Origin of the sequence: Roseibium denhamense (assembly GCF_009711415.1) — a bacterium.
Classification (GTDB): domain Bacteria; phylum Pseudomonadota; class Alphaproteobacteria; order Rhizobiales; family Stappiaceae; genus Roseibium; species Roseibium denhamense.
Genome location: NZ_SMLZ01000113.1, coordinates 105,753 through 132,518, shown reverse-complemented (window position 1 = coordinate 132,518; position 26,766 = coordinate 105,753). Strand labels below are relative to the sequence as shown.

Below are 26,766 nucleotides of genomic sequence, written 5' to 3'. Positions count from 1 at the left end.
GATGGACGTTCTGATATTTCTGATCCCGATCGCGCTGCTTCTGGGCGCACTGGGCCTTGCCGCTTTTTTGTGGTCCTTGAAGGAAGGCCAATACGAGGACCTGGAAGGCGCGAAATGGCGCATTCTGGAAGATGATGACCTGCCCGGAAGCAGGCCTTGAGGAAATCCCATCAAGGGCAGCGTGGGAAGTTGGTGCCGAAATCAGGGATTTCAAAGCGGTGGCTGGTTTTTTCAGAAAGGACTTTTGGCTGTAGAGCGCTGGCCTGCAGCAGCAATCTCAAGCCAGGATATTCGACAGAACCATTCCTGCGGCCAAAAGCACCAGCCCGAGGCCTGAAAACAGCAGCAGGTTTTCCCGCAACTTTCCACCAGCTCCCGGAGCTGACGGCCGATGCTCAAAAGAGAGCGGTTCGTCGTGCCCGTCGGGTTCTTGGTCAGTCGGCATAGGTCTTACAATCGTTGACAAGGGCGTCTCGTTTTCCTGATATCTTGCGCATAATGTGCGTTCCGACAGCTAAAAGTCCCGTTAATTCGAGCCAGCCGAAAGCGTTAATTCACCGCAGTATTACCAGACGGTGAAATTGACAACGGGTATTTCCGTATACGTCAGTGGAAATTTGGAAAGGTCTTCATGATCCGGTTCGCCGTCGCCTGAGGTTTTGGGCGGCTAACCCATTGTTCAGACTTTCATGCTTAATAAAACCAGCAAACATGGAGGACTAGGTGAGCCTGGATCTTGCCTCGCTGACATTCTTGTTGGTGGAAGACAGTGCCTATATGCGGACAATCCTGCGCACAATGTTGCAAGGGTTCGGCGCAAGGCGGATTGTGGAAGCGGAAGACGGCGCGTCCGGCCTGGAGGCCATGGACCGTGCGAACCCGGATATTCTGATCCTTGATTGGGTGATGCCAATCCTGGACGGTGCGGATATGGTTCGCATGATCCGTAGTCCGAACAATCCCTTCGCCTACATCCCGATCATTATGGTGACAGCCCATACCGAGCGCAGCCGGATCGTCGAAGCCCGCCGCCTGGGTGTTCATGAGCTGTTGTCCAAGCCGATTTCCGCCAAATCGCTGTATCAGCGCGTCTCAAGCGTGATCTTGCATCCGCGTGATTTCATCAAGACAGCCACTTACTTCGGCCCAGCGCCGAGAGAAATCAGAAACCGTCAGAAAATCTGGCAGGGTGGTTCCGGAGGCCCGGAGGGTGGAGAAGACAACGGCCAGGTGACGGCAATCGGTTGATTTGGAATTCAGTGGCGCTTCATGCGGCCGTTCTTGCAGCCTTGGCGTCTGCTGAGCCAATCATCTGCGTTGGCTGATTTTCCATGCTGTCGGCAAACTGAGCAAGCACATCCAGATCAACCGTGTAGTGATCAAGCAAGAACTCTGACAAGGTGTCGATTGGCAAATGCTGATAGCCGTCGATTGCCTCGAGTAGCGCTTCCAGCGTATCCAGTCGATCCCGCAGCTTGATCATAGCCTTCCAGTTGTGTGAATCGGTGTTAAAAATAGCGAATTGGGATCGTTAATAATGCGTAAAAGGCCGGTGTGCAAGGCCCTTTGCGCAGTGCAAGCCCACCTTGTGTTTGCTCCACAAGGTATTCGTCAAAATTGCAGGAAATCCGTGGAAAAAAACGCCACAAACCGCTACGTAAGGGACCGAAATGAAGCGCCTTTTTATCCTTAACGGTCCAAACCTCAATCTGCTTGGCCATCGTGAACCTGAAATCTACGGGGCAGACACCCTTGCCGACGTTCAGGCCGCTTGCGAAGCCGCTGCAAGTGCAGGCGGATACGAAGTTTCGTTCCATCAGAGCAATGCCGAGCACGAACTGATTGATTGGATCCAGCAGGCACGAACTGATGCAGCCGGGATCATTATCAATCCTGCAGCCTATTCCCATACGTCAGTCGCAATCCTTGATGCATTGAATGCCTGTCCGTGTCCCGTGATTGAGGTTCATATCTCGAACATCCACCGGCGCGAGAGCTTCCGGCATCACTCCTTTATCTCCGCGCGGGCGGATGCAGTTATCGCGGGATGTGGCACGCAAGGCTATGTTTTTGCCGTTAACCGGCTGATCAGCCTGCTTGCCGCGGGTTAAGGTAAAACACGAAAGCACATGATCTGAGGCGGGACTTTGAGATGACAGGTCTCAGGGCAGTATCCAGGTCGCCCCAGTGCAAGACAGCACACCGACCGGGGTGTTTGGAGCCGGTATTCCGTTCGTATCGATGACTGATGTTGTTCAGTAACCGTTGCCCTTGAAGAACTCCCGGACAATGGTGCTGGCAATGATTTTCAGATCGAGCTGAACGGACTGTTTTTCAATGTAATCAAGGTCGTGTTCCAGGCGCATCCGGGCGGCATGCTCATCCCTGGTCTCACCCCGGAAACCATTGACCTGGGCAAGACCGGTGATGCCCGGCCGCACCTGATGGCGCTCCATGTAGCGCTTGTCGAATTCCTCATAAGGAACACCGGCTGCATACATTCCCGGTACATGCGGGCGCGGGCCGACCAGGGACATGTCGCCTTTCAGGACATTCAGCAATTGCGGCAGTTCATCAAAGTTGCTCCGGCGCAAAAACTTGCCGATCCCTGTGATCCGGGGATCATTTGCGCAGGCCTGTTTAACGCCGGCCGCATCACATTGATCCACATGCATCGTCCGGAACTTAAAGATCGTGAATCTCATGCCGTTCAGCCCGTAACGGCTTTGACGGAAAAACACTGGTCCCGGCGATGTGAGTTTTATGGCAGCGGCAATCCCGATCAAAAGCGGTGCCAGAAGGACCAAGCCAAAACCAGCCCCTGCAATGTCGACAAGCCGTTTGAGCCAGCCTTGCGGTTTGCGTCGGGCCGCAGCCAACGGTGCGCCCGGCCGCATACCTTTTCCGCTGCCGGATGTCTTGTAGGGGACAAGACCGAGCGGACGGGCTCCAGAGACTGTCGCGCGGCGGCGCAAAAAACTGTTATAGCTCAGGAGCTTGGCCGACTTGCCTGCGCGGGAGTTTCCTTCGTCAATGTAGACGGTTTCGTTCGTCATTTCTTCTGGTCCCGAAGGAACTCCTAACCGCATTTACGTTTGATTAAGATATTACGGGAAATGGCGAGTTGCATCCACAATATCGTTACCAGAAGGTTAATATTGTGAAAGGTTTTTAGCGGGTCGGAAGGCTTATTTGCGTGTAGCGGCTAGTGCGTCAATTTATTGGTGCGTTCAGGTTGCCGGAACATGACACGAAAAAGGGCCGGAAAACCGGCCCTTCAAACAAATTCACCACGGCAAGCTGGCGCGTTTAATACGCCCGGCCCACGCTGGTATATTCAAACCCGCGTTCTTCCATGTAATCGGTCTTGTAGATATTACGCAGATCAACCACTTTCGGAGCGTTTACCAGCGATTTCACCCGATCCAGATCAAGCGCCCGGAACTGGTCCCACTCGGTCACGATAACGATCGCATCGGCATTCTCGATGGCGTGATACGGGCCGTCGCAGAACATCACGCCGTCCATCACATGTGCCGCCTCATCCATGCTCGCAGGATCAAAGGCGCGGATCTTTGCGCCGGCGGATTGCAGTTTCCGGACGATATCGATGCTGGGGGCTTCGCGCATGTCGTCGGTGTTGGGTTTGAATGCCAGACCGAGCAGCGCAATCGTCTTGCCGCTAACATCCCCGCCCAAGAAGTCGATGACCTTATCCGCCATGCGCTTTTTGCGGGCGTCATTCACCTCGATTACGCTGTCTACGATCTTCAAGCCGGACTGGGCATCGGCTGCAATCTTGGACAAGGCCAGTGTGTCTTTGGGAAAGCACGATCCGCCATAGCCTGGCCCGGCATGCAGAAACTTGGAGCCGATCCGGTTATCCAAACCAATGCCACGGGACACTTCCTGAACGTTCGCACCGACTTTTTCGCAGAGATCGGCGATCTCGTTGATAAAGGTGATCTTGACCGCAAGAAAGGCATTGGCTGCGTATTTGATCAATTCGGAGGTGCGCCGCCGGGTCACGATGATCGGCGTTTCGTTGAGGTAGAGCGGGCGGTAGAGTTCCTGCATCACTTCGACAGCCTTCGGGCTGTCGGTCCCCACAACAACCCGGTCCGGGCGTTTGAAGTCGTTGATGGCGGCCCCTTCACGCAGGAATTCAGGGTTGGAGACCACGGCGAAGTCTGCATCCGGATTTGTTTTGCGAATGATTGCTTCAACTTCATCGCCGGTGCCGACCGGCACGGTCGATTTGGTCACGACGACTGTAAAGCCTTCAATCAGCTGGGCAATTTCCTCGGAAGCAGCATAGACATAAGACAAGTCGGCATGTCCGTCGCCGCGGCGGGTCGGGGTGCCAACGGCTATGAAAACGGCATCGGCATTGCGGATGGCTTCCGCTGGATCGGTCGTAAAGAACAGGCGTTCTTCGGCAACGTTCTTGGCAACCAGATCCTGTAGGCCGGGCTCATAGATCGGAATGCGGCCTTCATTCAGTGCATCGATCTTGGGCGAATCCTTGTCGATACAGGTCACAATATGACCGAAGTCTGCGAAACAGGTTCCAGAAACCAGACCGACATAGCCGGTCCCAATCATCGCAACGCGCATTTTACGTCCTAGGTATCGTCGAGTATCCGAAAGGCGGGAGACCGCACATCGGACCAACCGGCGTGCAGGCTACATTGCCGCGTAGGTACCGGCTTTCGGGACATCAATCAATCGCCATATCGCCAAATCTGCGCAGACAAAGGGATTAGGCCCCCTTATGCCTGTTACGGAGACGATAGAGGACGCACCGCTAAGTTCGAAATGTCGGAGTAAAGTGCCTTCCAGCCGCCGATGCCCGCAGATTGGGCCGGCGCCCGTAGATGGGTTCAGCGCAATGCGAACAGCCGGATTGTAAAAATTAACGCTGCGTAATTAAATTTCGAGGCAAATTGGGCAGACTGAATTGATTACCGGGGTTATTGGCGGGGCAGCGGCGCGTTATGCAGCTACATTGGGCGGAAAAATACACCGTTCAGATCAGTGAAATGGCGAACTTCCTGGCCCGTCAGCCTGTGCTCGCCGCCTTGCAGCGCGGGTTGGCCGCGACACTGCCGCTCATCATGGTGGGGGCGCTTGCGCTGTTGGTCTTGCATCCGCCCTTTCCAAGGGTGAAAGAGTGGATGACCGGTCTATTCGGTCCCGGATTGGAGGCAACGCTCCAAATCCTCATCGCCTCGACATTTGGTATCGCCGCGCTGCTTGCCCTTTCAGGGTATGCCTATGTCTACACCACCTTGCGGAACGCCCGCGAGCGCATGCCGATCGCCAGTCCGGTCCTGTCCATCATGGTCGCGGTGACTTGCTTCTTCGTGCTTGTGGCGCCAACGGACCAGCCGACCCTGATCGCAGCAATTTCCCTGAGCTTTGGCCTGCCGGTTGCGCTTCTTGTCGCCGTTTCGGCAACATGGCTTTTCCTGAAACTCGCACAGTTGCCGCTGTTCAGATTGCGGTCAAAGGCGGTCGGTCATGAAGTGATGATCGGGGATATTTTCTTCGTCATGCCTGCGGCTGTCGTGACGATCCTGGTCTTCGGCCTGCTGAAGGCGGTCTTGTTGCAGGCCGGATCCACAGACATCATCGCGGAGTTCAATAGCGGGCTCGCGCGGTCCCTGACTTCGGGCGAGGATACACTCGGATTCGGGCTGCTTTATATGGCCCTTTCACAGGTTTTCTGGCTTTTCGGGATTCACGGGCCGAATGTTCTGCAAGCCGTTCACGACGTGCAATTGGTCCCGGCGAGCATTGCAAACAATCTTGCGGTTCTTGAGGGCGGCGAACCAGTCCACATCTTCACATCCCAATTCTTTGATCTTCAGCACATGGGGGGATCCGGAGCCACATTGGGTCTGGTCGCGGCAATGCTGCTCTTCAGCAAACTACCGAGCAGCCGGAATTTTGCGATCCTGGCGGCATTCCCGGCGCTCTGCAATGTGAACGAGCCTTTGCTCTATGGCCTGCCAATCGTGCTCAACCCCATTTTTGCAATCCCGTTTTTGCTGGTGCCGATCATCAATACGCTCGTCATGTACGCCGCGATGTCATGGGATCTCATGCCGCTGACGAGTTACCAGGTCGCTTGGACAACACCCGCTGTCATCAACGGATATGCTGTGACCGGCTCGGTGAATGGGGCGATTGTGCAGGCGGTTTGCCTAGCAATCAGCATTCTGGTGTACACCCCCTTCGTGCGTTTGTCGGAACGCGTATCGGCTCTGAAAGCGCAAGGCGCGATGCAGGCATTGCTTGTGGGCAGCACGCAGGATGAAGGGACTGGGCCCCGGCGCCTCCTGTCACGCTCAGGGGATCAGGGCCGCTTGGCCTTGAGCTTGGCTGGTGATCTTGAATATGCATTAAAGCAACAAGATCAGCTGTTTCTCGAGTATCAGCCTCAGATCTGCCTGCAATCCACTAGGGTGGTCGGCGCGGAGGCCCTGTTGCGATGGGAGCATCCGGTCTATGGCCGCGTCCCGCCACCGGTCACGGTCCGGCTCGCGGAAGAACTCGGGATCATGAGCCAGCTTGGGCTCCGCGTTTTGCAGATGGCCTGCGCGCAAAGAAAGATCTGGCGCGGCGATGTCGATGAGTTCTTCTTTGTCTCGGTCAATGTCGCCCCGGCGCAGATCCTCAGCGGAAGTCTTGATAAGGATGTCTTTGCCTGCCTCGATGAGACGTTCCTGCCGACCCATTGCCTGAAACTCGAAATCACTGAATCCACAATCCTGATACCTGATGACACCGCGATCAGCACGCTTGAGCGGTTGCGCGAACACGGCGTCCGCATATCACTTGATGATTTCGGCATGGGCCACACATCGCTGCGCTATCTCAAGGCCTTGCCGGTGGACGAAGTGAAGATCGACCGGTCTTTGAGCCTCTCAAATGAGAGCGGTGTGAGTGAACATATTATACAATCAATACTGGATCTCAGCAGAAGCCTAGATTTTGAAACGATTGTGGAAGGAGTGGAGTCAGAAGAGCAGCTGGCGAGACTGAAGCGGCTCGGATGTTCCAGGTTCCAGGGGTACTATTTCTGCCGCCCGGGCGGGGCGGACACCTGCCTTCAGTACATCCGGTCGATACAGGAAAAAGCGGACCGCGCTGCTTAGCCTCAGACCGTGAGATAACGGCGGACTTCATTTTCAGCCATGTCCTTGCCAGTTCCGGCCAGAACGACTTCTCCGCGGTCCATCACCGCGTAGTCATCAGCCAAGTCCCGTGCAAATTCGAAATACTGCTCCACGAGGACAATCGCCATGGTTCCCTGGTCGCGGAGCCAAGAGATGGCGCGTCCGATATCCTTGATGATGGAGGGCTGTATGCCCTCTGTCGGCTCATCGAGCACAAGAAGCTGGGGCCGCGTCACGAGAGCCCGGGCAATGGCGAGCTGTTGCTGCTGGCCGCCGGACAAGTCTCCGCCGCGCCGGCTGAGCATGTCTTTCAGAACCGGAAAGAGCTCGAAAATCGTATCCGGGACAAAACGGTCCTTGCGTTTGATCGGGGCATAGCCGGTTTCCAGGTTCTCCTTAACCGTCAGCAGCGGAAAGACTTCGCGCCCCTGCGGAACGACCGCGATGCCCTTGCGGGCTCGCGCATGCGCGGGCAGTGCGGAAATGTCCTCGCCGTTCCAGATAATCTGTCCGGAACTGATCGGCTGCTGTCCGGCAACGGCGCGCAAGGTCGACGTTTTCCCGACACCGTTGCGCCCGAGAAGGCACGTCACACGGCCGATGTCAGCCGTCAGCGAGACGCTTTTCAGAGCCTGTGCCGCGCCATAATGCAGATCGATGTTTTCAACTTTGAGCATGTCTCACCGTCCCAAATAGACTTCGACGACCCGTTCATCCGCGGAAACGTGGTCAAGCGAGCCTTCCGCCAGCACAGAGCCTTCGTGAAGCACCGTGACCTTGACCCCGAGCGCGCGGACAAAATCCATGTCGTGTTCGACCACGACGACGCAGTGATCCATTGCAATCTCTTTCAGAAGCTCAGCCGTTTCAGCTGTCTCCGCGTCGGTCATGCCAGCGGCTGGTTCATCGACAAGGAGCAGCTTCGGGTCCTGGGCGAGCAGCATTCCGATTTCCAGCCATTGCTTTTGGCCATGGGACAGGTTCGCCGCCAATTCGTCACGCTTTGAGCTCAAACGGATCGTCTCGAGCAGCGCGCCGATGCGGGCTGCTTCCGCGTCCGTGATGGAATGAAACAAGGTCGCGAACGGGCCGCGTGGGGCCTTCAGGGCAAGTTCCAGGTTGTCCCAAACCGTATGGCTTTCAAACACGGTCGGCTTTTGAAACTTCCGGCCAATTCCAAGTTCTGCAATCGCAGCCTCGTCCTCGCCGGTCAGGTCGATGGTGCCATTGAAGAAGACTTCCCCTGTGTCGGGGCGGGTCTTGCCGGTTATAACGTCCATCATTGTTGTCTTGCCGGCCCCGTTAGGCCCGATAATGGCCCGCATTTCGCCCGGATCGATTGTGAGAGACAATTCGTTCAGCGCCTTGAACCCATCAAAGGAGACCGAGACGCCATCCAGATAAAGCTGGCTAGTTGCACGTGCCATATGAGCCTACTCCGCAGGTTGAGGATCCGCACCGGCGGGTGCCTGATTGGATTTGGGCGGCCGTGTGCCACCGTCAGGCGGCCTCTTGGCAGCCACCTGCTCGGATGATTGATCCGGACCATCATCCGGGCCTGAGGCCGATTTGCTGCCAAACATCAATCGGCCGTTCCCGATAAGGCCCAGAATGCCCTTGGGCAGGAAGAGTGTGACGAAGACGAACAGGCCCCCCAAGCGCGAACAGCCAGAATTCGGGAAGGGCTGCCGTGAACCAGGTCTTTGCGAAGTTGACAAGGACCGCCCCGAGCACAGCGCCGACTAGGGTTCCACGGCCGCCGACCGCCACCCAAATGACCACTTCAATAGAGTTGGCTGGTGCGAATTCGCCCGGATTGATGATACCGACCTGCGGTACGTAAAGTGCGCCTGCAATTCCGGCCATCATCGCCGACAGTGTCCAGACAAACAGCTTGTAGTGCTCGACCCGGTACCCAAGGAAACGCGTGCGGCTTTCCGCATCCCGGACAGCCACAAGCACTTTTCCAAGCTTGGAGCGTGTAATGGACCGGCAGATGAGGAAACACAGGACCAGCGCCAGGCCTGAGGCTGCAAACAGGCCGGCGCGGGTCGTGTCGGCTTGAATGTCAAAGCCGAGGATATCCTTGAAGTCGGTCAGGCCGTTATTGCCGCCGAACCCCATGTCATTTCGGAAGAAGGCCAGCAGCAATGCGTATGTCAGCGCCTGCGTGATGATCGACAAGTAGACGCCGGTAACGCGGGAGCGGAAGGCAAACCAGCCGAATATGAAGGCAAGCAGGCCCGGCACCAGCAGCACCATGAGCGCTGCAAACCAGAACATGTCGAAGCCGTACCAATACCATGGCAGTTCCTGCCAGTTCAGGAAGACCATGAAATCGGGCAGGATCGGGTCGCCATAGACGCCGCGCGTTCCGATCTGTCGCATCAGATACATGCCCATGGCATAGCCGCCGAGTGCAAAGAAAGCGGCGTGCCCGAGCGAGAGAATGCCGCAATAGCCCCAGACCAGATCAACCGCAAGCGCGAGCAGGGCATAGGTCAGATACTTGCCCATGAGCGTGACGGCGTAAGTCGGCACATGAAACGGGGAACTCTCTGGAACCAGCAGATTGCCGGCAGGCACCAGAACAATGACGAGTGCCATCAAAGCCACAAAGATCCCGGCACGTGCGTCGAGGGCACGGAACAAGAAGGAGCTCATCATGCCTCCACCGCCCGGCCCTTGAGGGCGAACAGACCCCTCGGACGCTTCTGGATAAAGAGGATGATGAAGACCAGCACGAAGATCTTGCCCAGGACTGCCCCGGCATAGGGCTCCAGGAACTTGTTGACCACGCCAAGCGTCATGGCACCGACCAGTGTTCCCCAAAGATTTCCAACGCCGCCGAAGACGACCACCATGAAGCTGTCGATAATGTAGCTCTGGCCGAGATTGGGCGAGACATTGTCGATCTGCGAGAGGGCAACGCCTGCGATCCCGGCAATGCCCGAGCCGAGGCCGAACGTGAGCGCGTCAATCCAAGGAGTGCGAATGCCCATGGAGGCGGCCATCCGGCGGTTTTGGGTTACCGCGCGGGTGTAAAGACCGAATGGCGTCTTCTTCAGCACAAGCATCAGCCCGGCGAAAACGAGGAGGGCGAACACCACGATCCACATCCGGTTATAGGTGATCGTCATCTGGCCCAGTTCGAACGCACCGGACATCCAGTCCGGATTTCCAACCTCCTGGTTGGTCGGTCCGAAAATCGTGCGCACCGCCTGCTGCAGAATGAGGGAAATGCCCCAGGTCGCCAGCAACGTTTCAAGGGGGCGGCCATAGAGCCAGCGAATGACACCACGCTCGATTGCGACACCGATGAGACCGGAGGTTAGAAAGGCGAGGGGAAGGGCAATGAACAGCGAGACTTCGAACAACCCCGGTGCCGAGGTGCGGATGATCTCCTGAACAACAAAGGTCACGTAGGCGCCGATCATGACCATTTCGCCATGGGCCATGTTGATGACACCCATCACACCGAAGGTGATCGCAAGGCCAATGGCGGCCAGCAGCAGCACCGAGCCGAGCGAAATGCCAAACCAGATGTTTTGAGCGGCGTCCCAGGCCGCAATCGACTGTTCGATTTTGGAAATCGCGTCCGCCGCCGCGGCTTGAACATCCGGATCAAGGGTCGATTGCACGCTCAGGAGGAGCGACAGGGCTTGCCGGTTGCCCATGTCAGAAAGTGTGCCGACCGCGGTGATCTTTTCTTCAGGACCGAGATCGGAATTCAGAACGGCAGCAGCGCGTGCCTGCTGCATGACCCGGCGCACATTGTCATCGGTTTCTGCGTCAAGGGCGATATCAAGTGCTTCGATGCCGTCCGGGTCCCGGGCCGTGAAAATCGCTTCGGCGGCCGCCATCCGGACGCCCGGGTCGGGTGCCATGAGCGTCAACGATCCAAGTGCGGAGCGTATAACCCGGCGCAAGCGGTTGTTGACCCGGATTTTTTTGACATCACGGCGGCCAGCCTCGCCTGCCGCCTCCAAGGTCAATGGATCGGTCAGCTGATAGATCTTGCCCTCACGCACTGCGATGAAGACCATGCCGTCGCTTTTGCGGAAATAGAGATCGCCTTCGCCGAGGGCTTCGAGGGCTGGCGCGGCTGCGGCATTGCCGGTGGCGGCAATTTCCTCGATCTGGCGTTGGGTTTCATCGTAGTTGCCGTCCGCCAAATTGTTGATCAGAGGCCGCAAGGCTTCCGGATCTGACTGCGCAGCGGCCGGTAAGACCCCCACAAGCAATAGACTGAAAAGAATAAGCAGTGGTTTCAGCAGGGACATCGGTCCACCGGATCTCATTGAAGGGAGAAGAACGGGGCGGGCCCCCATCAAGCCCGCCCCGACTGTGGCGTCAGTCCGGTATCAGGAACCGGACCCGCCGCACTTGCCTGTCTTCACATTGAAGTTGCCGCAGGACATTGGTGCGCGCCAATCGGAGATCAGGTCCTTGGATCCGTCGAGATAGTCAGACCATGCATCGCCAACCACGGTCCCGGAGGTTTCCCAAACGGTTTCGAATTGGCCATCATCCTGGATTTCACCGATCAGCACAGGCTTGGTGATGTGGTGGTTCGGCATCATGGCCGAGTAACCGCCGGTCAGGTTCGGTACGGTCACGCCCACGATTGCGTCGATCACGGCATCCGCATCTGTGGTGCCGGCTTTCTCAACCGCTTCGACCCACATGTTGAAGCCGATGAAATGCGCTTCCATCGGATCGTTGGTCACGCGCTCTTCGTCACCGATGAAGGCATGCCAGGCGTCGATGAAATCGGCATTGATGTCCGTGTCGGCGGACTGGAAGTAGTTCCAGGCGGCCAGGTGTCCGACAAGCGGCTCGGTGTCGAGACCTGCCAGCTCTTCCTCACCCACGGAGAAAGCAACAACCGGGATGTCTTCGGCCTTGATGCCGGCATTGGCGAGTTCCTTGTAGAAGGGAACGTTCGCATCGCCGTTGATCGTGGATACAACTGCGGTTTTCTTGCCTGCAGAGCCGAAGGTCTTGATGTCGGAGACGATCGTTTGCCAGTCGGAATGACCGAACGGCGTGTAGTTGATCATGATGTCTTCTTCAGCAACACCTTTTGCCTTCAGATAGGCTTCCAGGATCTTGTTGGTTGTGCGCGGATAGACATAGTCCGTTCCGGCCAGCACCCAGCGTTCCACGCCTTCCTCGTTCATGAGGTAGTCAACCGCCGGAATGGCCTGCTGGTTCGGAGCCGCACCGGTGTAGAAAACGTTCCGTTGGGATTCCTCACCCTCATACTGAACCGGATAGAACAGCAGAGAATTCAGCTCTTCGAACACTGGCAGAACGGATTTCCGCGACACGGATGTCCAGCAGCCAAAGACGGCATCGACACCGTTGACTTCGATCAGTTCGCGGGCCTTTTCGGCGAATAGCGGCCAGTCTGAAGCCGGATCGACAACAACGGCCTCAAGCTGCTTGCCCAGAAGCCCGCCCTTCTTGTTCTGCTCTTCGATGAGCATCAGCATGGCGTCTTTGAGCGTGGTCTCGGAGATGGCCATCGTGCCTGACAGCGAGTGCAGGATGCCGACCTTGATAGTGTCGTCGTCTGCTGCAGCCCCGCCGATCATGGTGGAGGTCATCAGGCCGGCCAGAGCCAGTTTTGTCATCATGGATTTCATCGGTAGTCCCCTCTTGAACAAGGCACCGGGTCCCATACCGGTGCGCGGCGGCTGGAAGGTTTGCCGCCATCGGGGGAAATCGTGACCGGGCTTGCCGCGCTGCAACATACGTCAATTGACGTAAGCGCCGCAGATGGCTCTCTGGCCTAACAGAATGAACCGGCACGAAATGTGCTGAGCACTCGGGCTGGCACAATAAAACGGGGGGTGGGACCGGAATGATGGCGCTTGGCTGCCTTAAAATGCAGCACCTGACCAATTATCAGGCGGATTTTCCGGAATGACCGCCCGCCAACGGATATTGCCGGTCCGGCGCCAGTACAACAAGTGGGTCAACAACCAGACGCTTGAAGACTACGCCTTGCGTTTTACGGCGAAAAAGGCTCGCCGATTTTCCTCCAGAGCCATTTCGCAGACCGCTATTGGCGCAATTTCGTTTCTTGCTCTGGAAGCCATCGGGGGCGCGATCACGCTGTCTCATGGCACGGCAAATGCCTTCGTCGCAATCCTCGCCGGAAGTCTTGTCCTGTTGCTGGTAGGACTTCCGATCAGCCGGTATGCCATGCGCCATGGTGTCGACATTGACCTCCTGACCCGAGGGGCTGGGTTCGGCTATATCGGCTCTACGATCACATCGCTGATCTATGCGAGCTTCACCTTCATTCTCTTTGCAATTGAAGCCTCGATCATGTCGAGCGCCCTGGAATTTGCCTTCGGGGTTCCGCTCTGGATGGGTTACATCATCAGCGCGGTTGCCGTCATTCCGCTAGTGACGCACGGCATCACGTGGATCAGCCGGTTCCAGCTTGCTACACAGCCCTTTTGGATCATCCTCAACATTTTGCCATTCATCTTCATTGCCTTCACCGACTGGCAGGCCCTTGGGACGTGGCTCAGTTTTTCGGGAATCGATCCGTCCACCGGGCTGGAGCGCGATGGCCCCAGCGGCTGGGCCAGCATCAACCTGATCAGTTTCGGTGCAGCCTCCGCCGTCATCCTGGCCCTCATGGCACAGATCGGCGAGCAGGTGGATTTTCTAAGGTTCCTGCCAGCTGAAGACTACAACCGGCGGCGGCACCGGCTGGCACTTTTCCTGGCCGGGCCCGGCTGGGTCGTGCTCGGTGCGCCCAAAATGATCGCGGGCTCGTTTCTGGCGGTTCTTGTGTTGTCACACGGTGTCCCTGTCGAGCATGCCGACGAGCCTGCCCGCATGTACGCAGTAGCCTTCGGCTACATGATCCCGAACGAGACCGCCGTCCTTCTTCTGATGGCAGCTTTCGTAGTCGTGGCACAGCTGAAGATCAACGTAATGAACGCCTATGCCGGGTCACTCGCCTGGTCGAATTTCTTCTCGCGTCTCACCCACTCGCACCCGGGGCGCGTTGTGTGGCTTGTGTTCAATGTCGGCATAGCGCTGCTGCTGATGGAACTTGGTGTTTACCAGCTTCTGGAGGAAACGCTGGGTGTCTTTTCGATCATTGCGATGGCTTGGCTATCCGCCATTTCAGCTGATCTCTTCCTGAACAAGCCGCTGGGTCTGTCGCCTCCGGGCATCGAATTCAAACGGGCGCATCTTTATGACATCAATCCGGTCGGCACCGGGGCCATGCTGCTTTCGGCCATCCTGGCGCTTGTGGCGCATTTCGGCTGGTTTGGGGAAACACTGGCCGCTCTGGCGACTTTTCTGGCCGCAGGCGTGGCCTTTGTGGCCGCTCCCCTGATTGCGGCTGCCACCAAGGGCAAATTCTATCTTGCGCGCAAACCACGCCAAAGCTGGCAATCCCGTTCGGAAATCGCCTGTTCGATCTGCGAAAATCCGTTTGAGCCGGAGGACATGGCCTATTGTCCAGCCTATCAGGCCCCGATCTGCTCTTTATGCTGCTCGCTTGATGCCCGCTGCCATGACAGCTGTAAACCGAAGGCAAGGCTTTCCTATCAAGTGGGCGCGGTCGCGAGCCGGTTGCTGCCGGAACCGGTTTTGGCTGTGTTCAGGTCCCGTTTGGGCCGGTATGCGCTGACCGTCATTCTGGCGAATGCCGGGATCGGTGCGGTGCTGTGGATCATCTATGCCCAGGCCGCTGCCCGGCTAGGCGACCCGACCGGCATCATTGCCCAGACGGTTGCCCTGATCTTTTTCGTCTTTGCGATTGTGGCCGGCATCGCATCCTGGTTTCTGGTGCTCGCACATGACACACGTCTTGTGGCGGAAGAGGAATCCGCGCGGCAGAACGCGTTGCTGCAGCAAGAAATTGACGCTCATGGCGTCACGGATGCGGCGCTGCAAAAAGCAAAGGAAGATGCGGAGGCGGCCAATCTGGCCAAGAGCCGCTATGTGGTCGGCCTCAGCCACGAATTGCGGACGCCTTTGAATGCAGTCATGGGCTATGCACAGGTTCTGGAGCGCGATGAAAGCCTGCCGGATGCCCGGCGTCCTGCGGTCGCCACAATCCGGCGCAGTGCCGAACACTTGTCCGGACTGATTGACGGTCTTCTTGACATTTCCCGCATTGAGGCCGGCCGTGTCCAGGTCGATAGCAACGAGATCAATTGCCACGATTTCCTGGACCAGATCGTGGACATGTTCCGGATGCAGGCCGCATCGAAAGGGCTGGGGTTCCGGTTCAAGCGCGCTGCCAACCTGCCGCCAGTCGTCCGTACCGATGAAAAGCGTCTGCGCCAGATCCTGGTCAACCTGCTGTCCAATGCAATCAAGTTCACCGAAAAAGGGTATGTGTCCTTGCGCGTGACCTACCGGTCCCAGGTCGCATCCTTTATCATTGAAGACACGGGCCCGGGCATTCCGATCTGCGAACAATCCAAAGTGTTCGAGCCATTTGGCCGCACAAGCGCCGCGGACAAGACACAGGCTCCCGGTCTTGGACTTGGGCTGACCATCACGAAACTCCTGACAGAGACGCTCGGCGGGGCTATCGCCTTGTCAAGCGAGCCTGAAGCAGGCGCCAGGTTTGAGGTCCGGCTGATGCTGGCGGCCGTGGACCGCGTTCCCGACCGTGTTCACAGCGAAGCTGTCATCCGCGGTTATGAAGGCCCCAGACGGACAATCGCGGTCGTTGACGATAATCCCGATCACAGGGCACTGGTGCGGGATATCCTCAGCCCTCTTGGCTTTGCCGTTCTGGAGGCCGAAGGGGGGCAAGAGTGCTTGACCAGCTTGAAGCCGGTGCATCCGGATCTGTATCTGATCGATATTTTAATGCCGGACATGAATGGCTGGCAGCTTGCGAGGCAGTTGCGGGAAACTGGAGAAACGGCGCCACTGGTGATGCTGTCGGCGAATATCGGCGATGAGTCCTTGCGCCCTGAGGGGCCTTCAGATCACAGTGCGGCCCTGGCAAAGCCGTTCGATATTCGCCAGCTTCTGGACATCGTTCAAAAACACATCGGACTGGAATGGACAAAAACCTCGCAAATGCCGATGCAAAAAGCGCCCGCACCAAAACTGCGGTCCCCCGGTGCCAGCCATGTGGCAGACCTGATCAGCCTTGCAGAGATCGGCTACGTGGAAGGCATTGAGGCCAAACTGGCGGAGTTGAGCGGGGAGCCTGAGAACCGGCCACTTGTTGACGCCTTGCAGGACCATCTCACCCGGTTTGATTTCACAGCTTACAAGGAGGTGCTGGACACCTTGGACCCCAATGACGGATAAGCACCGCGATACGGTCCTTGTGGTCGATGACAGCCCGGAAAGCCTCGGCTTTGTCACCGAGGCTCTCCGCCAGACCGGGGTCACCGTTCTGGTGGCAACCAGCGGTGCCGGGGCGCTGTCTGTGTGCGAAAAAATCACGCCGGACACCATTTTGATGGATGCGGTCATGCCGGGGCTCGATGGTTTTGATACCTGCCGGAAGATCAAGGACAGCCCGGGGCTGCAGAATGTGCCGGTGATTTTCATGACCGGCTTGTCGGAAACCGAACATATCGTCAAAGCCCTCGACAGCGGCGGTGTGGATTTTCTGACCAAGCCCATCAACATCGACGAGCTTAAAGCCCGCATCAAGGTCCACCTGAAGAATGCACGCTCCGTGCAAAGCGCTCATGTCGCCCTGGATGCGGCCGGCCGTCACCTGGTCGCGGTTTCGTCCGATGGGGCCGTCCAATGGGCAACACCGCAGATCCAGAGCCTGTTGGAGCGCACGGGAGCAGCTGACAAAAGCCTGTTTCAGCTCGGAAAGGCGCTTGGAACCTGGCTGGACAAGGCCGATCAAACCGAGGTGCGCCGGACGAGCTTCATGCTCGGCCTGTCGGAAAACCTGTCCTTGCAGCTTCACCCGCTTGGCCGCGTCGGTCCGGATGAAAATCTCTTCCGCGTCACGGCTGAGGATGAGGCAAGCCAGGTGGCTGCGCTGCAGGAACAATTCGGCCTGACCCAGCGCGAGGCGGAGGTGCTGATCTGGATTGCCAAAGGCAAGGCTAACAAGGACATCGCCGAAATCCTCCAGCTGAGCCCGCGGACGGTGAACAAGCACCTGGAGCAGATTTTCATCAAGCTTGGCGTTGAAAACCGCGCGGCCGCGGCGGTGCGGGCCGCTGAGGTTATTTTCTCGCTTTAGAGTATCGTGGTTTTGGCAGAAACGCCCGATTCATTAGTCGGCTCAGGCTTCAATGCCGCTCAGCTAGTAAAGCCAGCGCGGCAGCCAGGTGGCAATTGCCGGAAACAGCCAGAGGATGCCGACGGCAACGATTTGCAGGCAGATGAAGGGAATGACACCCCGATAGATCTGGCCAGTGGTGATTTCCTTTGGCGCCGCGCCGCGCAAGTAGAACAGCGAAAAGCCGAAGGGCGGGGTCAGGAACGACGTTTGCAGGTTGATCGCGATCAGAACCGTCAGCCAGATCGGGTCAATGCCCATCAGGATCAGCGGCGGGATCAGAACCGGCAGCAGGATCACCGAGATTTCGACAAAGTCCAGAAAGAAGCCGAGCACGAAGACGAACGCCATGGCAAAGATCAGCGCGCCGGTTGGCCCGCCCGGAAGCTCCTTCAGGATCTCGTGCACCCGGTCTTCGCCGCCCAGCCCGACGAACACCAGGCTGAAGAAGCTGGCCATCAAAATGGTCGCAAAAATCATCGAGGTTACGGTGAGGGTGGAGAGCAGGGAGGCTTTCAAGAGCCCGTCCTTGACCGCGGCCATCAGGATCCGCAGAACCACACCCAGCGCAAAGAGCGCCAGCCCGGCATAAACCGCTGCAAGACCATAGCTGCCAAGGCCTGCGTCCGAGCGCTGCAGGCGTACCGGGAAAAGTGTTGCGGCAACGGCCAGAACCAGCAGAGCGGCGGTTGCCAGCAGGATCAATCGCGACGGCACCCCCAGCCGCCGCCCGGCCAGCAGGATCGCGCCAATGGCGCCCACCGAAGCGGCCTCGTTGGGGGAGGCAATGCCGCCAAGGATCGAGCCGAGCACGGCGATGATCAGGAGGATCGGCGGGACAATCGCGCTTGCGATCTCAAGGCCGGTCGGCGCATCGACATCCTCGCGCATCGCGGGGGCAACGCTCGGCGTGATCCACGCCCGGCCGAGAATGTAGACGCAGTAAACCGCGACCAGCAGCAGGCCCGGCACCATGGCGGCGGCAAAGGTCTGGCCGACGGAAATCGTCTCGATCGAAAACTTGCCCTGCGCATATTGCGCCTGCTGGAAGGCATTGGACATGACATCTGCCAGGATGATCAAGAGCGTCGAGGGCGGAATGATCTGGCCCAGCGTTCCGGCGGTGCAGACCATGCCGGAGGCAAGCTTTGGATCATAGCCGTTGCGCAGCATGGTCGGCAGGGCGATCAGCCCCATAGCGACCACGGTTGCCCCGACAATGCCGGTCGAAGCGGCCAGAAGCGCGCCGACCAGCACGACAGACACGCCCAGACCGCCATTCATCTTGCCGAACAGGCGGCCCATCGTTTCCAGAAGCTCTTCCGCGATCCGGCTTTTCTCCAGGATCACGCCCATCAGGACGAACAGCGGAATGGCCGTCAGCACCGGGTTGGTCAGAACGCCGAAGAACCGCTGGCCCATCGCCCCCATGAGCTGGATGTTGAAGTCACCAAGCACCCAGCCGAGCAACGCAAACCCGGTCGCGACACCAGCAATGGTGAAAGCAACCGGATAGCCGAGCAAGATGAACGCGATCAGCGCACCGAACATGATCAGATCAAGGGGAAGGGTCATGCTTGTGTGTCTTTCAGGCGCAGGATGTCACGCAGCAGTGCCGCCAGTCCTTGAACCAGCAGCAGCACGCAATAGGCGGGAATGAGAGATTTGAGCAGGAAGGAGGCCGGAATGCCGCCAACGGAGATCGGCCCTTCCAGAATGGCCCAGCTTCCGCGCACCGTGGGCCAGGAATACCAGATCAGCAGCACCAGCGCGGGGGTGAGGAGAAACAGATGGCCGAACAGGTCGATCCAGGCCCGTGTGCGCTGTGTGAAGTTGGCATAGAAGATGTCGACCCGGACATGGGCATTGACGAGAAAGGTGTACCCCGCGCCCAGCATGAAGATGGCGGCGTGGAAATACAAAACGCCTTCATCGAGGAAGATGAAGCTGTACCCGAACACATAGCGTAGCAACACGACCCCGAACTGCAGCAGGAGCATGCCAAGCGCCGCCCAGCACAGCGTGTTGCCGATGACGAAGTTGACGCGCTCAAGCGCAGCCGCACATTTTTCCATCGCGGTCAGGTCCTGTTTTCCTGCGTCTCCGGGTGAGGTGGAAACCGGTTCACCGCTCAACGCGTCAAAAGGTCTTGTCGGGCTGGCCCGGCATTCCAGCCGTGGAGCAACACGATCCAGGGACTACGGCGTGCCGTCCGGCAGTGAGTCCGCCCGGCACAAATCTGGATGCCCCAGAGGGGATAGCGCCAAGTGACAACCACAACGGACTGGATCCCATGGTCAAGCCATGGGATGACGGAGAGGGCGGTTAAGGTGTGCCGTATTCTCCTCCGTCATGCCCCGGCTCGACCGCGGCATCCATTCCCTGATCTCGCCATTCGGGCCCTTGCCGACTTGACCCCGGCTCAAGGCCGGGGCTGCACGAGCGCCGGGTGTGTCGCTCGTCATCCCGGCCAGCTGGAATTTGAGCCGGGATGATCATGATCGTTCACTGAACGATCAGTTGTACTGGTAATCCAGACCCCGGGCGTTCATCTGACCGTTGTCGGCATAGGGCATATAGCTCTTCATCAGATCCCGGTAGCTCAGGAAGCTTGCGGTGATCCGCTGCACGAGCTCATCATCGTCGGCCTTCAGGTCCTCAATGACTTCGCCGGCGGCATTGCCCATGGCAACGATCACGTCGTCCGGCAGCTTGCGCACCATCACATCATGCTCGTTGACCAGCTGCTGCAGGGCCTGGGCGTGCTTGGTGTTGTACTCGGTCAGGACATCGTTGTAGAGGCTGGAACAGGCCTTGGAGACCGCTTCCTTCAGATCGTCCGGAAGAGCTTCATACGCTTCCAGATTGACCGCGCATTCTTCGGCGGAGGACGGCTCGCCGACGCCCGGCCAGTAGTAGTTCTTTGCGATCTGGTAGTAGCCGAGCGCGCTGTCGGTCCATGGCCCGATGAACTCGCCCGCATCCAGAGCACCCGACTGCAGCGCCTGGAACATGGCCGGGCCGCTCATGGCCTGAACCGCCATGCCGAGTTTGGCGCACATTTCAGAGGCCAGGCCCGTGGAGCGGAACTTCAGCCCCTTCAGATCGTCCACGCTGTTGATCTCGTTGCGGAACCAGCCGGCCCACTGCGGACCGGAATTGCCGCACAGGAACGGCTTCAGATTGAAGCGGCCATACATTTCGTCATAAAGCGCCTGTCCGCCTCCATGGATCAGCCAGCCGGCCTGCTCCGGTGCCGTCAGGCCAAACGGCTGGGAGCCGAACAGCAGGATGCCCTTGGACTTGGAGCCCCAGTAGGCTGGGACGGCGTGGTAAAGTTCGGCCGTGCCCTGACCGACGGCATCGAACACGCCGTTGCCGGGTACGATCTCACCGGCGGCAAAGAGCTTGACCTGAATGCGTCCGCCCGAAAGCGTGGTGATCCGGTCGGCCAGCATCTGCGCGGCAACGCCGGGTCCCGGCAGGTTCTTCGGCCATGCGGTGACCATGCGCCATTCGATGACATCCTGCGCGATGGCAGGGGCAGCAAGGCCGGTTGCCGCCGTGGCGGCAGCACCCACGGCGCCCGCCTTCAAGAAATCCCGTCTTTTCATCGTCTTCCCCTCATTTCCAAGGTTGATAGCAAAAGGACCGTCCCGCCGTGAGTTATCTCCCAAGAATACCCGGCAGGTTAAGCCCTTGTTCTTTCGCGCAGTTGAGCGCGATCTCGTACCCGGCATCGGCATGACGCATCACGCCCGTTGCCGGATCATTCCACAAAACCCGTTCGATCCGCCGGTCGGCATCTTCGGTGCCATCGCAGCAAATGACCATCCCCGAATGCTGGGAAAAGCCCATGCCGACGCCGCCGCCATGGTGGAGCGACACCCAGGTCGCCCCCGAGGCTGTATTCAGCAGCGCGTTCAAAAGCGGCCAGTCGGACACGGCGTCCGACCCGTCCTGCATGGCTTCCGTTTCCCGGTTGGGCGAGGCAACGGAGCCGCTGTCCAGGTGATCGCGGCCGATCACGATCGGCGCCTTCAACTCGCCGCTGCGGACCATCTCGTTGAAGGCAAGGCCGAGCCGGTGGCGCTGGCCGAGACCGACCCAGCAGATCCGGGCGGGCAGGCCCTGGAACGAGATCCGCTCGCGGGCCATGTCCAGCCAGTTGTGCAGGTGTTCATCGTCCGGGATGAGTTCCTTCACCTTGGCGTCGGTCTTGTAGATGTCCTCCGGGTCGCCGGACAGCGCGCACCAGCGGAACGGCCCGATGCCGCGGCAGAACAGCGGCCGGATATAGGCCGGCACGAAACCCGGGAAGGCGAAGGCATTCTCAAACCCTTCTTCCAGGGCGACCTGGCGGATGTTGTTGCCATAATCGAGCGTCGGAACACCGGCGGTCCAGAAATCCACCATCGCCTGCACATGGACCTTCATCGAGGCGCGGGCGGCTTTCTCGACGGCTTTCGGGTCCGTTTCGGCCTTGGCGCGCCATTCGGCGACGGTCCAGCCCTGCGGCAGATAGCCGTTGACCGGGTCATGGGCCGAGGTCTGGTCGGTGACGATGTCCGGCTTCACGCCGCGCTTGACGAGGTCTGCAAAGACATCGGCGGCGTTGCCGATCAGGGCAACGGATTTCGCCTCGCCCGCCTTGGTCCAGCGCTCGATCATCTCCAGCGCGTCGTCGAGCGAATGGGTCTTTTCATCGACATACTTGGTGCGCAGGCGGAAGTCGGCGCTTTTTTCGTCGCATTCCACGGCAAGGCAGCAGGCCCCGGCCATGACAGCGGCCAGCGGCTGGGCGCCGCCCATGCCACCGAGCCCGCCGGTCAGGATCCAGCGGCCCTTCAGGTTGCCCTCATAATGCTGGCGGCCAGCTTCCATAAAGGTTTCATAAGTGCCCTGAACGATGCCTTGCGTACCAATGTAGATCCACGAGCCCGCGGTCATCTGGCCGTACATGGCCAGGCCCTTTTTATCGAGTTCGTGGAAGTGGTCCCAGTTGGCCCAGTTCGGCACCAGATTGGAGTTGGCGATCAGAACGCGCGGGGCGTCCTTGTGCGTCTTGAAGACACCCACGGGCTTTCCCGATTGCACCATGAGGGTTTCGTCTTCTTCCAGGGACTTCAGCGAAACAACGATCCGGTCAAAGTCTTCCCAGGTGCGCGCGGCGCGGCCGATACCGCCATAGACAACCAGCTCGTGCGGGTTTTCTGCGACATCCGGATGCAGGTTGTTCATCAGCATTCGCAAGGGCGCTTCGGTCAGCCAGGATTTGGTGTTGAGGTCGGTGCCGGTCGGCGGTAATACGTCGCGGGCATTGTGGCGGCGGTCAACCATTAGAATCGTCTCCCTGCTGTTCAGGATTTTTGTCGCCTAGGCGGGCTTTCAGCGCCCGATAGAGGCGTTTGTTTTCTTCATATTGTTGAGCCTGGGTGATCTCGACAAAGTAAAGGGTCGCAATTGCGCCCATGAGTGCTGCACCCATTTCGAACACGAGATCCATCGCGACTTCGGACGCAAACTCGCCGATGACATCCCCGAAGAAAAAGGGGATGATTTTCGACAAAGTCACCAAGACAGCCGCTGCCAGGAGTATCCACCCGATCATTTTCCGGCGAACGGTTTCCCGGTTCAGGAGTTCGTGTATCTCCTCCGGATTTTGGCGGTAGTAGTCGAGCTCTTCCGCCGAAAGGCTCGCGAGCGGATCGGCTGTTTCTGACTTCATCTCTTCACTCCCAGTTCTGCCAGGCTTTGAAGGATTGCTCCAAGGTGAACTCGCAAACGCTCCGCCTTGGCCTCGTCATAGGCAAAGGGCGTGTCTTCGCTCACAAGATGCGTCGACTGGGCGAGTTCCATCTGGATGGCGTGGATGCCGGTTTGCTGCTGGCCGTAGTGGCGGGTCGTCCAGCCACCCTTGAAGCGGCCGTTCAGGATCGACGTGTAGCCCCTGGCCTTGGCGGTGACATCGACAACGGCTTTCTCGAGTTCGGGCGCGCAGGTGGTGCCGCCATTGGTGCCGGTGTTGAAGTCGGGCAGGGTGCCTTCGAAAAGGTACGGCACGACGGAGCGGATCGAATGGCAGTCATAAAGGATCGCGATGCCGTGTTTTTCGCGCACCCGCTCCAGCTCGGCCTTGAGTGCTGCGTGATAGGGCGCATGCCATGCCAAGCGCCGGGCTTCGATCTCGGCTTCGTCCGGTTCCCGGCCGTCCCGATAGATCGGGCGGCCGTCAAAATCTGTTGTCGGGCACAGCGTTGTCGTGTTCTGGCCTGGGTACAGGCTCACGCCGGCCGGATCCCGGTTGGCGTCGATGACATAGCGGTGAAAGTTGGCCTTCACCATGGTCGCCCCTGGTAGAAGGCCGGAATAGAGCCGGTCCACATGCCAGTCGGTATCTGCCAGCTTGTGGCCGGTTTCGTTCAAGTCAGCCCAGATTTCCGGCGGCACATATGTTCCCGCGTGGGGCACGCCCAGAACGATGGGGCTATCGCCGGAGGTGACCTCAACGGGCTGCATAGGCGGCTCCCAGCTTGATCATGTGGTCATCGGAGACAATCGAGACGAGCGCGCGCGAGCGCACCAGATCTGCAGCTGTCTCCAGATCCGGGGCCAGGTAGCGGTCCTTTGCAAGAGGCGGGATCACGTCGCGCAAGCGCGCGGCGACGAGTTGCAGGAGCGGGCTGGTCTTGAGCGGTGACCGGTGTTCGATGCCTTCAACGGCGCATAGCAGCTCGACGCCCAGAATATGCGCAAGGTTCGCCGTCATGCGGATCAGGCGGCGCGCACCATGGGCGGCCATCGACACATGGTCCTCCTGATTGGCGCTGGTCGGCGTTGAGTCCGTCGAACATGGATTGGCGAGGTGCTTGTTCTCGCTCATCAGGGCCGCGGTCGTGACTTCGGCGATCATCATGCCGGAGTTCAGGCCCGGATCCTTGGCGAGGAACGGCGGCAGATCGAACGACAAGGCCGGGTCAACCATCAGGGCAATGCGGCGCTGAGCGATGGCGCCGAGTTCGGCAATTGCAAGGGCAATCTGGTCAGCGGCAAAGGCAACGGGTTCGGCGTGGAAGTTGCCGCCGGAAACGATCCGGTCCGCCTCGACCAGCACCAGTGGATTGTCGGTTGCGGCATTCGCCTCGATTTCCAGCGTGGTCGCGGCCATGCGCAGAAGATCGACGCAAGCCCCGGCCACCTGCGGCTGGCAGCGGATGCAGTAGGGATCCTGAACACGGGTGTCGCCCTCGCGGTGGCTTTCGCGGATCTCGGACCCCTCCATGATGCCGCGCATGGCGCTGGCGACTTCGATCTGGCCCCGGTGCCCGCGCAGCTCGTGGATTTCGGGCAGGAGCGGTGCGGTCGAGCCCATGATCGCATCTGTGGAAAGGCTTGCCGTGACGAGGGTCGCCTCGGCCAGCCGCCAGGCGTCGAACAGGCCGACCAGCGCGCAGGCGGTCGAAAACTGGGTGCCGTTGATGAGGCCAAGGCCTTCCTTGGGGCCAAGGACCACGGGCGTCAGGCCCGCACGGCTCAACGCCTCACCCCCGGGCAGGCGCTGGCCCTCGAATTCGGCCTCGCCTTCGCCGATCAGCGCGGCGGTCATGTGGGCGAGGGGGGCAAGATCGCCGGAAGCGCCGACGGACCCTTTCGAAGGCACGACAGGGGTGACGCCTTTCTCAAGGCAGTCCTCAATCAGCTTCAAGACCTCGAAGCGTACCCCGGAGGCGCCGCGTCCCAGGGACAGGAGCTTCAGGACCATCATCAGCCGTGTGGTCGTGCGGTCGAGCGGCTCACCGACGCCGCAGCAATGGGAGAGGATCAGATTGCGCTGCAAGGTGGCGGTGTCGTCCGCAGCGATCTTCACGCTGGCGAGCTTGCCGAAGCCGGTGTTGACACCATAAACGGCTTCTGAGCCGCGGGCCGCTTCGGCGACGCGCTCTGCCGCGCGGTCGATGGCCGGTTGGGCAGCGCGGTCGATGCGCACCGCCCGTTCCTCGCGGTAAATCCGTTCCAGATCGGCCAGTGTCACCGAGCCGGGTGTCAGCGTCAGGGCGCTCATTCAGAGCCTCCAAAAATGCGTTTACTAAGAGAATTGAAGCCGATGCGGTAGCTGAGCTCGGCCGGATGCTGCACGTTCCAGATGGCAAGATCGGCGCGCTTGCCGGCCTCCAGCATGCCCCGGTCGGTGAAGCCAAGCGCCCTGGCCGCTTCGCGGGTCACACCTGCCAGCGCCTCTTCGGGCGTCATGCGGAACAAGGTGCAACCCATGTTCATTGTGAGCAGAAGGGAGGCGAGCGGGGAGGAGCCGGGATTGCAGTCGGTCGCAAGCGCCATTTGCACCTTGTGCTGGCGCATTAGGTCAATCGGCGGTGCCTGGGTCTCGCGCAGGGTGTAGAAGGCGCCGGGCAGGATGACGGCGATGGTGCCGCTGTATGCCATGGCCCGAACGCCCGCCTCATCGAGATATTCCAGGTGATCGGCGGATAGCGCGCCATAAGAGGCGGCAAGGGCGGTGCCGCCGAGGTTCGACAATTGCTCGGCATGGAGCTTGACCGGCAGGCCAAGGGCCTTGGCCTTGTCGAACACTTTGGCGATCTGATCCGGCGAGAAGGCAATGCCTTCGCAAAAACCATCGACCGCATCGACCAGGCCTTCGGCATGGGCCGCGTCCAGGGCGGGCAGGCAGATGTCGTCAAGGTAGGCGTCCGGGCGGTCCTGGTACTCGGCCGGAACAGCATGCGCGCCAAGGAAGGTGGTGCGCACGGTGATGGGCCGCAGCCTCCCGACATTGCGGGCGGCCCGCAGCATTTTCAGTTCGGTCTTCTGATCGAGGCCGTAGCCCGACTTGATTTCTATCGCTGTGACGCCCTCGGCAATGAGCGCATCCACGCGGGAGAGCGCGCCTTCAAGCAACTCGTCTTCGCTGGCGTGCCGCGTTGCCTTGACGGTGGAGACAATGCCGCCGCCCGCCCGGGCCACTTCTTCATAGGAGGCGCCTTCGAGCCGCATTTCGAACTCGCGGGCCCGGTCGCCGCCGAACACGACATGGGTGTGGCAATCGATCAGACCGGGGGTGACCAGGCGTCCCCCGAGATTCTCTTTGGGGAACCCGGCAAAGGCTTGCGGGAGGTCTGCAGCAGGTCCGGCATAGGCAATCGTGCCGCCGTCGACGGCGAGAACACTGTCCTCAATCAAGCCATAGGGCGTCCCCGTCTGGGTGAAGGTCGCCAGTCTGGCATGTGTCAGAAGCCTTTGTGGCACCGGACATCTCCCGCTTGATTAGATTGCGATAAAAGATAATATGCATGCACATATTAA

General features: G+C 59.2%; 21 protein-coding genes and 1 pseudogene. 6 read left to right on the top strand and 16 right to left on the bottom strand.

The window, feature by feature from the left end:
- Position 1 precedes the first annotated feature (1 nt).
- Both ccoS and E1180_RS17010 read left to right on the top strand, forming a co-directional pair.
- Positions 2–160 (top strand): cbb3-type cytochrome oxidase assembly protein CcoS, encoded by a 159-nt coding sequence (gene ccoS / locus E1180_RS17015; protein WP_155192878.1) that lies wholly within the window; start codon positions 2–4, stop codon positions 158–160.
- A 563-nt stretch (positions 161–723) separates the two neighbouring features.
- On the top strand, positions 724–1,248 hold the full coding sequence (locus E1180_RS17010; RefSeq protein WP_208997196.1) for a response regulator: 525 nt from the start codon (positions 724–726) through the stop codon (positions 1,246–1,248).
- Between the two features lie 19 nt (positions 1,249–1,267).
- Here E1180_RS17010 and E1180_RS17005 read toward each other — a convergent pair whose 3' ends face one another.
- A complete protein-coding gene (locus tag E1180_RS17005) occupies positions 1,268–1,483 on the bottom strand; it encodes a hypothetical protein (protein ID WP_155192876.1) in 216 nt (71 codons plus the stop codon).
- Positions 1,484–1,670: 187 nt separating this feature from the next.
- Here E1180_RS17005 and aroQ point away from each other — a divergent pair, with 187 nt between their 5' ends.
- A complete protein-coding gene (gene aroQ, locus E1180_RS17000) occupies positions 1,671–2,111 on the top strand; it encodes a type II 3-dehydroquinate dehydratase (RefSeq protein ID WP_155192874.1) in 441 nt (146 codons plus the stop codon).
- A gap of 144 nt (positions 2,112–2,255) precedes the next feature.
- On the opposite strand, the gene E1180_RS16995 is transcribed toward aroQ, so the two are convergent.
- Both E1180_RS16995 and E1180_RS16990 read right to left on the bottom strand, forming a co-directional pair.
- Positions 2,256–3,056 (bottom strand): sugar transferase, encoded by an 801-nt coding sequence (locus tag E1180_RS16995; RefSeq protein WP_244314101.1) that lies wholly within the window; start codon positions 3,054–3,056, stop codon positions 2,256–2,258.
- A gap of 253 nt (positions 3,057–3,309) precedes the next feature.
- Complete coding sequence (locus E1180_RS16990) at positions 3,310–4,617, bottom strand: UDP-glucose dehydrogenase family protein (protein ID WP_155192872.1); 1,308 nt, start codon at positions 4,615–4,617, stop codon at positions 3,310–3,312.
- A gap of 380 nt (positions 4,618–4,997) precedes the next feature.
- Here E1180_RS16990 and E1180_RS16985 point away from each other — a divergent pair, with 380 nt between their 5' ends.
- Positions 4,998–7,163 (top strand): EAL domain-containing protein, encoded by a 2,166-nt coding sequence (locus tag E1180_RS16985; protein WP_155192870.1) that lies wholly within the window; start codon positions 4,998–5,000, stop codon positions 7,161–7,163.
- A 2-nt stretch (positions 7,164–7,165) separates the two neighbouring features.
- On the opposite strand, the gene urtE is transcribed toward E1180_RS16985, so the two are convergent.
- The 5 genes and pseudogenes from urtE to urtA form a co-directional block, all read right to left on the bottom strand.
- The gene (gene urtE / locus E1180_RS16980; protein ID WP_155192868.1) at positions 7,166–7,861 is read right to left on the bottom strand and encodes an urea ABC transporter ATP-binding subunit UrtE; all 696 of its coding nucleotides are present in this window, start codon (positions 7,859–7,861) and stop codon (positions 7,166–7,168) included.
- Between the two features lie 3 nt (positions 7,862–7,864).
- Positions 7,865–8,611, bottom strand: coding sequence for an urea ABC transporter ATP-binding protein UrtD (urtD, locus tag E1180_RS16975; protein WP_155192866.1), 747 nt, complete (start codon positions 8,609–8,611; stop codon positions 7,865–7,867).
- 177 nt (positions 8,612–8,788) lie between these two features.
- A pseudogene (gene urtC, locus E1180_RS16970) lies at positions 8,789–9,851 on the bottom strand (urea ABC transporter permease subunit UrtC); the annotation flags it as partial.
- Entirely contained in the window at positions 9,848–11,467 is a 1,620-nt protein-coding gene (gene urtB, locus E1180_RS16965) for an urea ABC transporter permease subunit UrtB (protein WP_155192864.1), read from the bottom strand. The pseudogene urtC and the gene urtB, both read right to left, overlap by 4 nt.
- 81 nt (positions 11,468–11,548) lie before the next feature.
- Entirely contained in the window at positions 11,549–12,835 is a 1,287-nt protein-coding gene (gene urtA, locus E1180_RS16960; RefSeq protein ID WP_196220633.1) for an urea ABC transporter substrate-binding protein, read from the bottom strand.
- A gap of 280 nt (positions 12,836–13,115) precedes the next feature.
- Between urtA and E1180_RS16955 the strand changes: the two genes are divergently transcribed.
- Both E1180_RS16955 and E1180_RS16950 read left to right on the top strand, forming a co-directional pair.
- A complete protein-coding gene (locus E1180_RS16955) occupies positions 13,116–16,502 on the top strand; it encodes a hybrid sensor histidine kinase/response regulator (RefSeq protein ID WP_155192862.1) in 3,387 nt (1,128 codons plus the stop codon).
- A complete protein-coding gene (locus E1180_RS16950; protein WP_155192860.1) occupies positions 16,492–17,406 on the top strand; it encodes a response regulator transcription factor in 915 nt (304 codons plus the stop codon). Before E1180_RS16955 ends, E1180_RS16950 begins: the two co-directional genes overlap by 11 nt.
- A 63-nt stretch (positions 17,407–17,469) precedes the next feature.
- Here E1180_RS16950 and E1180_RS16945 read toward each other — a convergent pair whose 3' ends face one another.
- From E1180_RS16945 to hutI, 8 genes are all read right to left on the bottom strand, one after another.
- Positions 17,470–19,020 carry a TRAP transporter large permease gene (locus E1180_RS16945; protein ID WP_155192857.1) on the bottom strand — a complete coding sequence of 517 codons (1,551 nt, stop codon included), beginning with the start codon at positions 19,018–19,020 and terminating at the stop codon, positions 17,470–17,472.
- Entirely contained in the window at positions 19,017–19,520 is a 504-nt protein-coding gene (locus E1180_RS16940) for a TRAP transporter small permease subunit (protein WP_155192854.1), read from the bottom strand. Before E1180_RS16940 ends, E1180_RS16945 begins: the two co-directional genes overlap by 4 nt.
- 441 nt (positions 19,521–19,961) lie before the next feature.
- Positions 19,962–21,059 (bottom strand): TRAP transporter substrate-binding protein, encoded by a 1,098-nt coding sequence (locus E1180_RS16935; protein ID WP_155192852.1) that lies wholly within the window; start codon positions 21,057–21,059, stop codon positions 19,962–19,964.
- A gap of 52 nt (positions 21,060–21,111) precedes the next feature.
- A complete protein-coding gene (gene hutU, locus E1180_RS16930) occupies positions 21,112–22,785 on the bottom strand; it encodes a urocanate hydratase (RefSeq protein ID WP_155192850.1) in 1,674 nt (557 codons plus the stop codon).
- Positions 22,778–23,173, bottom strand: coding sequence for a hypothetical protein (locus tag E1180_RS16925; RefSeq protein ID WP_155192848.1), 396 nt, complete (start codon positions 23,171–23,173; stop codon positions 22,778–22,780). Before E1180_RS16925 ends, hutU begins: the two co-directional genes overlap by 8 nt.
- Entirely contained in the window at positions 23,170–23,964 is a 795-nt protein-coding gene (gene hutG / locus E1180_RS16920) for an N-formylglutamate deformylase (protein WP_155192845.1), read from the bottom strand. Before hutG ends, E1180_RS16925 begins: the two co-directional genes overlap by 4 nt.
- Entirely contained in the window at positions 23,951–25,507 is a 1,557-nt protein-coding gene (gene hutH / locus E1180_RS16915; RefSeq protein WP_155192843.1) for a histidine ammonia-lyase, read from the bottom strand. The genes hutG and hutH overlap by 14 nt, the downstream gene beginning before the upstream one ends.
- Positions 25,504–26,709: an imidazolonepropionase gene (hutI, locus tag E1180_RS16910; RefSeq protein ID WP_283404541.1), complete on the bottom strand. Its 1,206-nt coding sequence runs from the start codon at positions 26,707–26,709 to the stop codon at positions 25,504–25,506. Before hutI ends, hutH begins: the two co-directional genes overlap by 4 nt.
- Between the last annotated feature and the right edge of the window lie 57 nt (positions 26,710–26,766).

Bases quoted from the DNA above. Each gene is read 5' to 3' on its own strand.
- urtA (WP_196220633.1), bottom strand. From the start codon at position 12,835: ATGAAATCCATGATGACAAAACTGGCTCTGGCCGGCCTGATGACCTCC.
- hutU (WP_155192850.1), bottom strand. From the start codon at position 22,785: ATGGTTGACCGCCGCCACAATGCCCGCGACGTATTACCGCCGACCGGC.
- ccoS (WP_155192878.1), top strand. From the start codon at position 2: ATGGACGTTCTGATATTTCTGATCCCGATCGCGCTGCTTCTGGGCGCA.
- hutG (WP_155192845.1), bottom strand. From the start codon at position 23,964: ATGCAGCCCGTTGAGGTCACCTCCGGCGATAGCCCCATCGTTCTGGGC.
- E1180_RS16995 (WP_244314101.1), bottom strand. From the start codon at position 3,056: ATGACGAACGAAACCGTCTACATTGACGAAGGAAACTCCCGCGCAGGC.
- E1180_RS16935 (WP_155192852.1), bottom strand. From the start codon at position 21,059: ATGAAAAGACGGGATTTCTTGAAGGCGGGCGCCGTGGGTGCTGCCGCC.
- E1180_RS16955 (WP_155192862.1), top strand. From the start codon at position 13,116: ATGACCGCCCGCCAACGGATATTGCCGGTCCGGCGCCAGTACAACAAG.
- E1180_RS16950 (WP_155192860.1), top strand. From the start codon at position 16,492: ATGACGGATAAGCACCGCGATACGGTCCTTGTGGTCGATGACAGCCCG.
- E1180_RS17005 (WP_155192876.1), bottom strand. From the start codon at position 1,483: ATGATCAAGCTGCGGGATCGACTGGATACGCTGGAAGCGCTACTCGAG.
- hutH (WP_155192843.1), bottom strand. From the start codon at position 25,507: ATGAGCGCCCTGACGCTGACACCCGGCTCGGTGACACTGGCCGATCTG.
- aroQ (WP_155192874.1), top strand. From the start codon at position 1,671: ATGAAGCGCCTTTTTATCCTTAACGGTCCAAACCTCAATCTGCTTGGC.
- E1180_RS16940 (WP_155192854.1), bottom strand. From the start codon at position 19,520: ATGGAAAAATGTGCGGCTGCGCTTGAGCGCGTCAACTTCGTCATCGGC.
- urtD (WP_155192866.1), bottom strand. From the start codon at position 8,611: ATGGCACGTGCAACTAGCCAGCTTTATCTGGATGGCGTCTCGGTCTCC.
- E1180_RS16925 (WP_155192848.1), bottom strand. From the start codon at position 23,173: ATGAAGTCAGAAACAGCCGATCCGCTCGCGAGCCTTTCGGCGGAAGAG.
- E1180_RS16985 (WP_155192870.1), top strand. From the start codon at position 4,998: ATGCAGCTACATTGGGCGGAAAAATACACCGTTCAGATCAGTGAAATG.
- urtB (WP_155192864.1), bottom strand. From the start codon at position 11,467: ATGTCCCTGCTGAAACCACTGCTTATTCTTTTCAGTCTATTGCTTGTG.
- urtE (WP_155192868.1), bottom strand. From the start codon at position 7,861: ATGCTCAAAGTTGAAAACATCGATCTGCATTATGGCGCGGCACAGGCT.
- E1180_RS16990 (WP_155192872.1), bottom strand. From the start codon at position 4,617: ATGCGCGTTGCGATGATTGGGACCGGCTATGTCGGTCTGGTTTCTGGA.
- E1180_RS16945 (WP_155192857.1), bottom strand. From the start codon at position 19,020: ATGACCCTTCCCCTTGATCTGATCATGTTCGGTGCGCTGATCGCGTTC.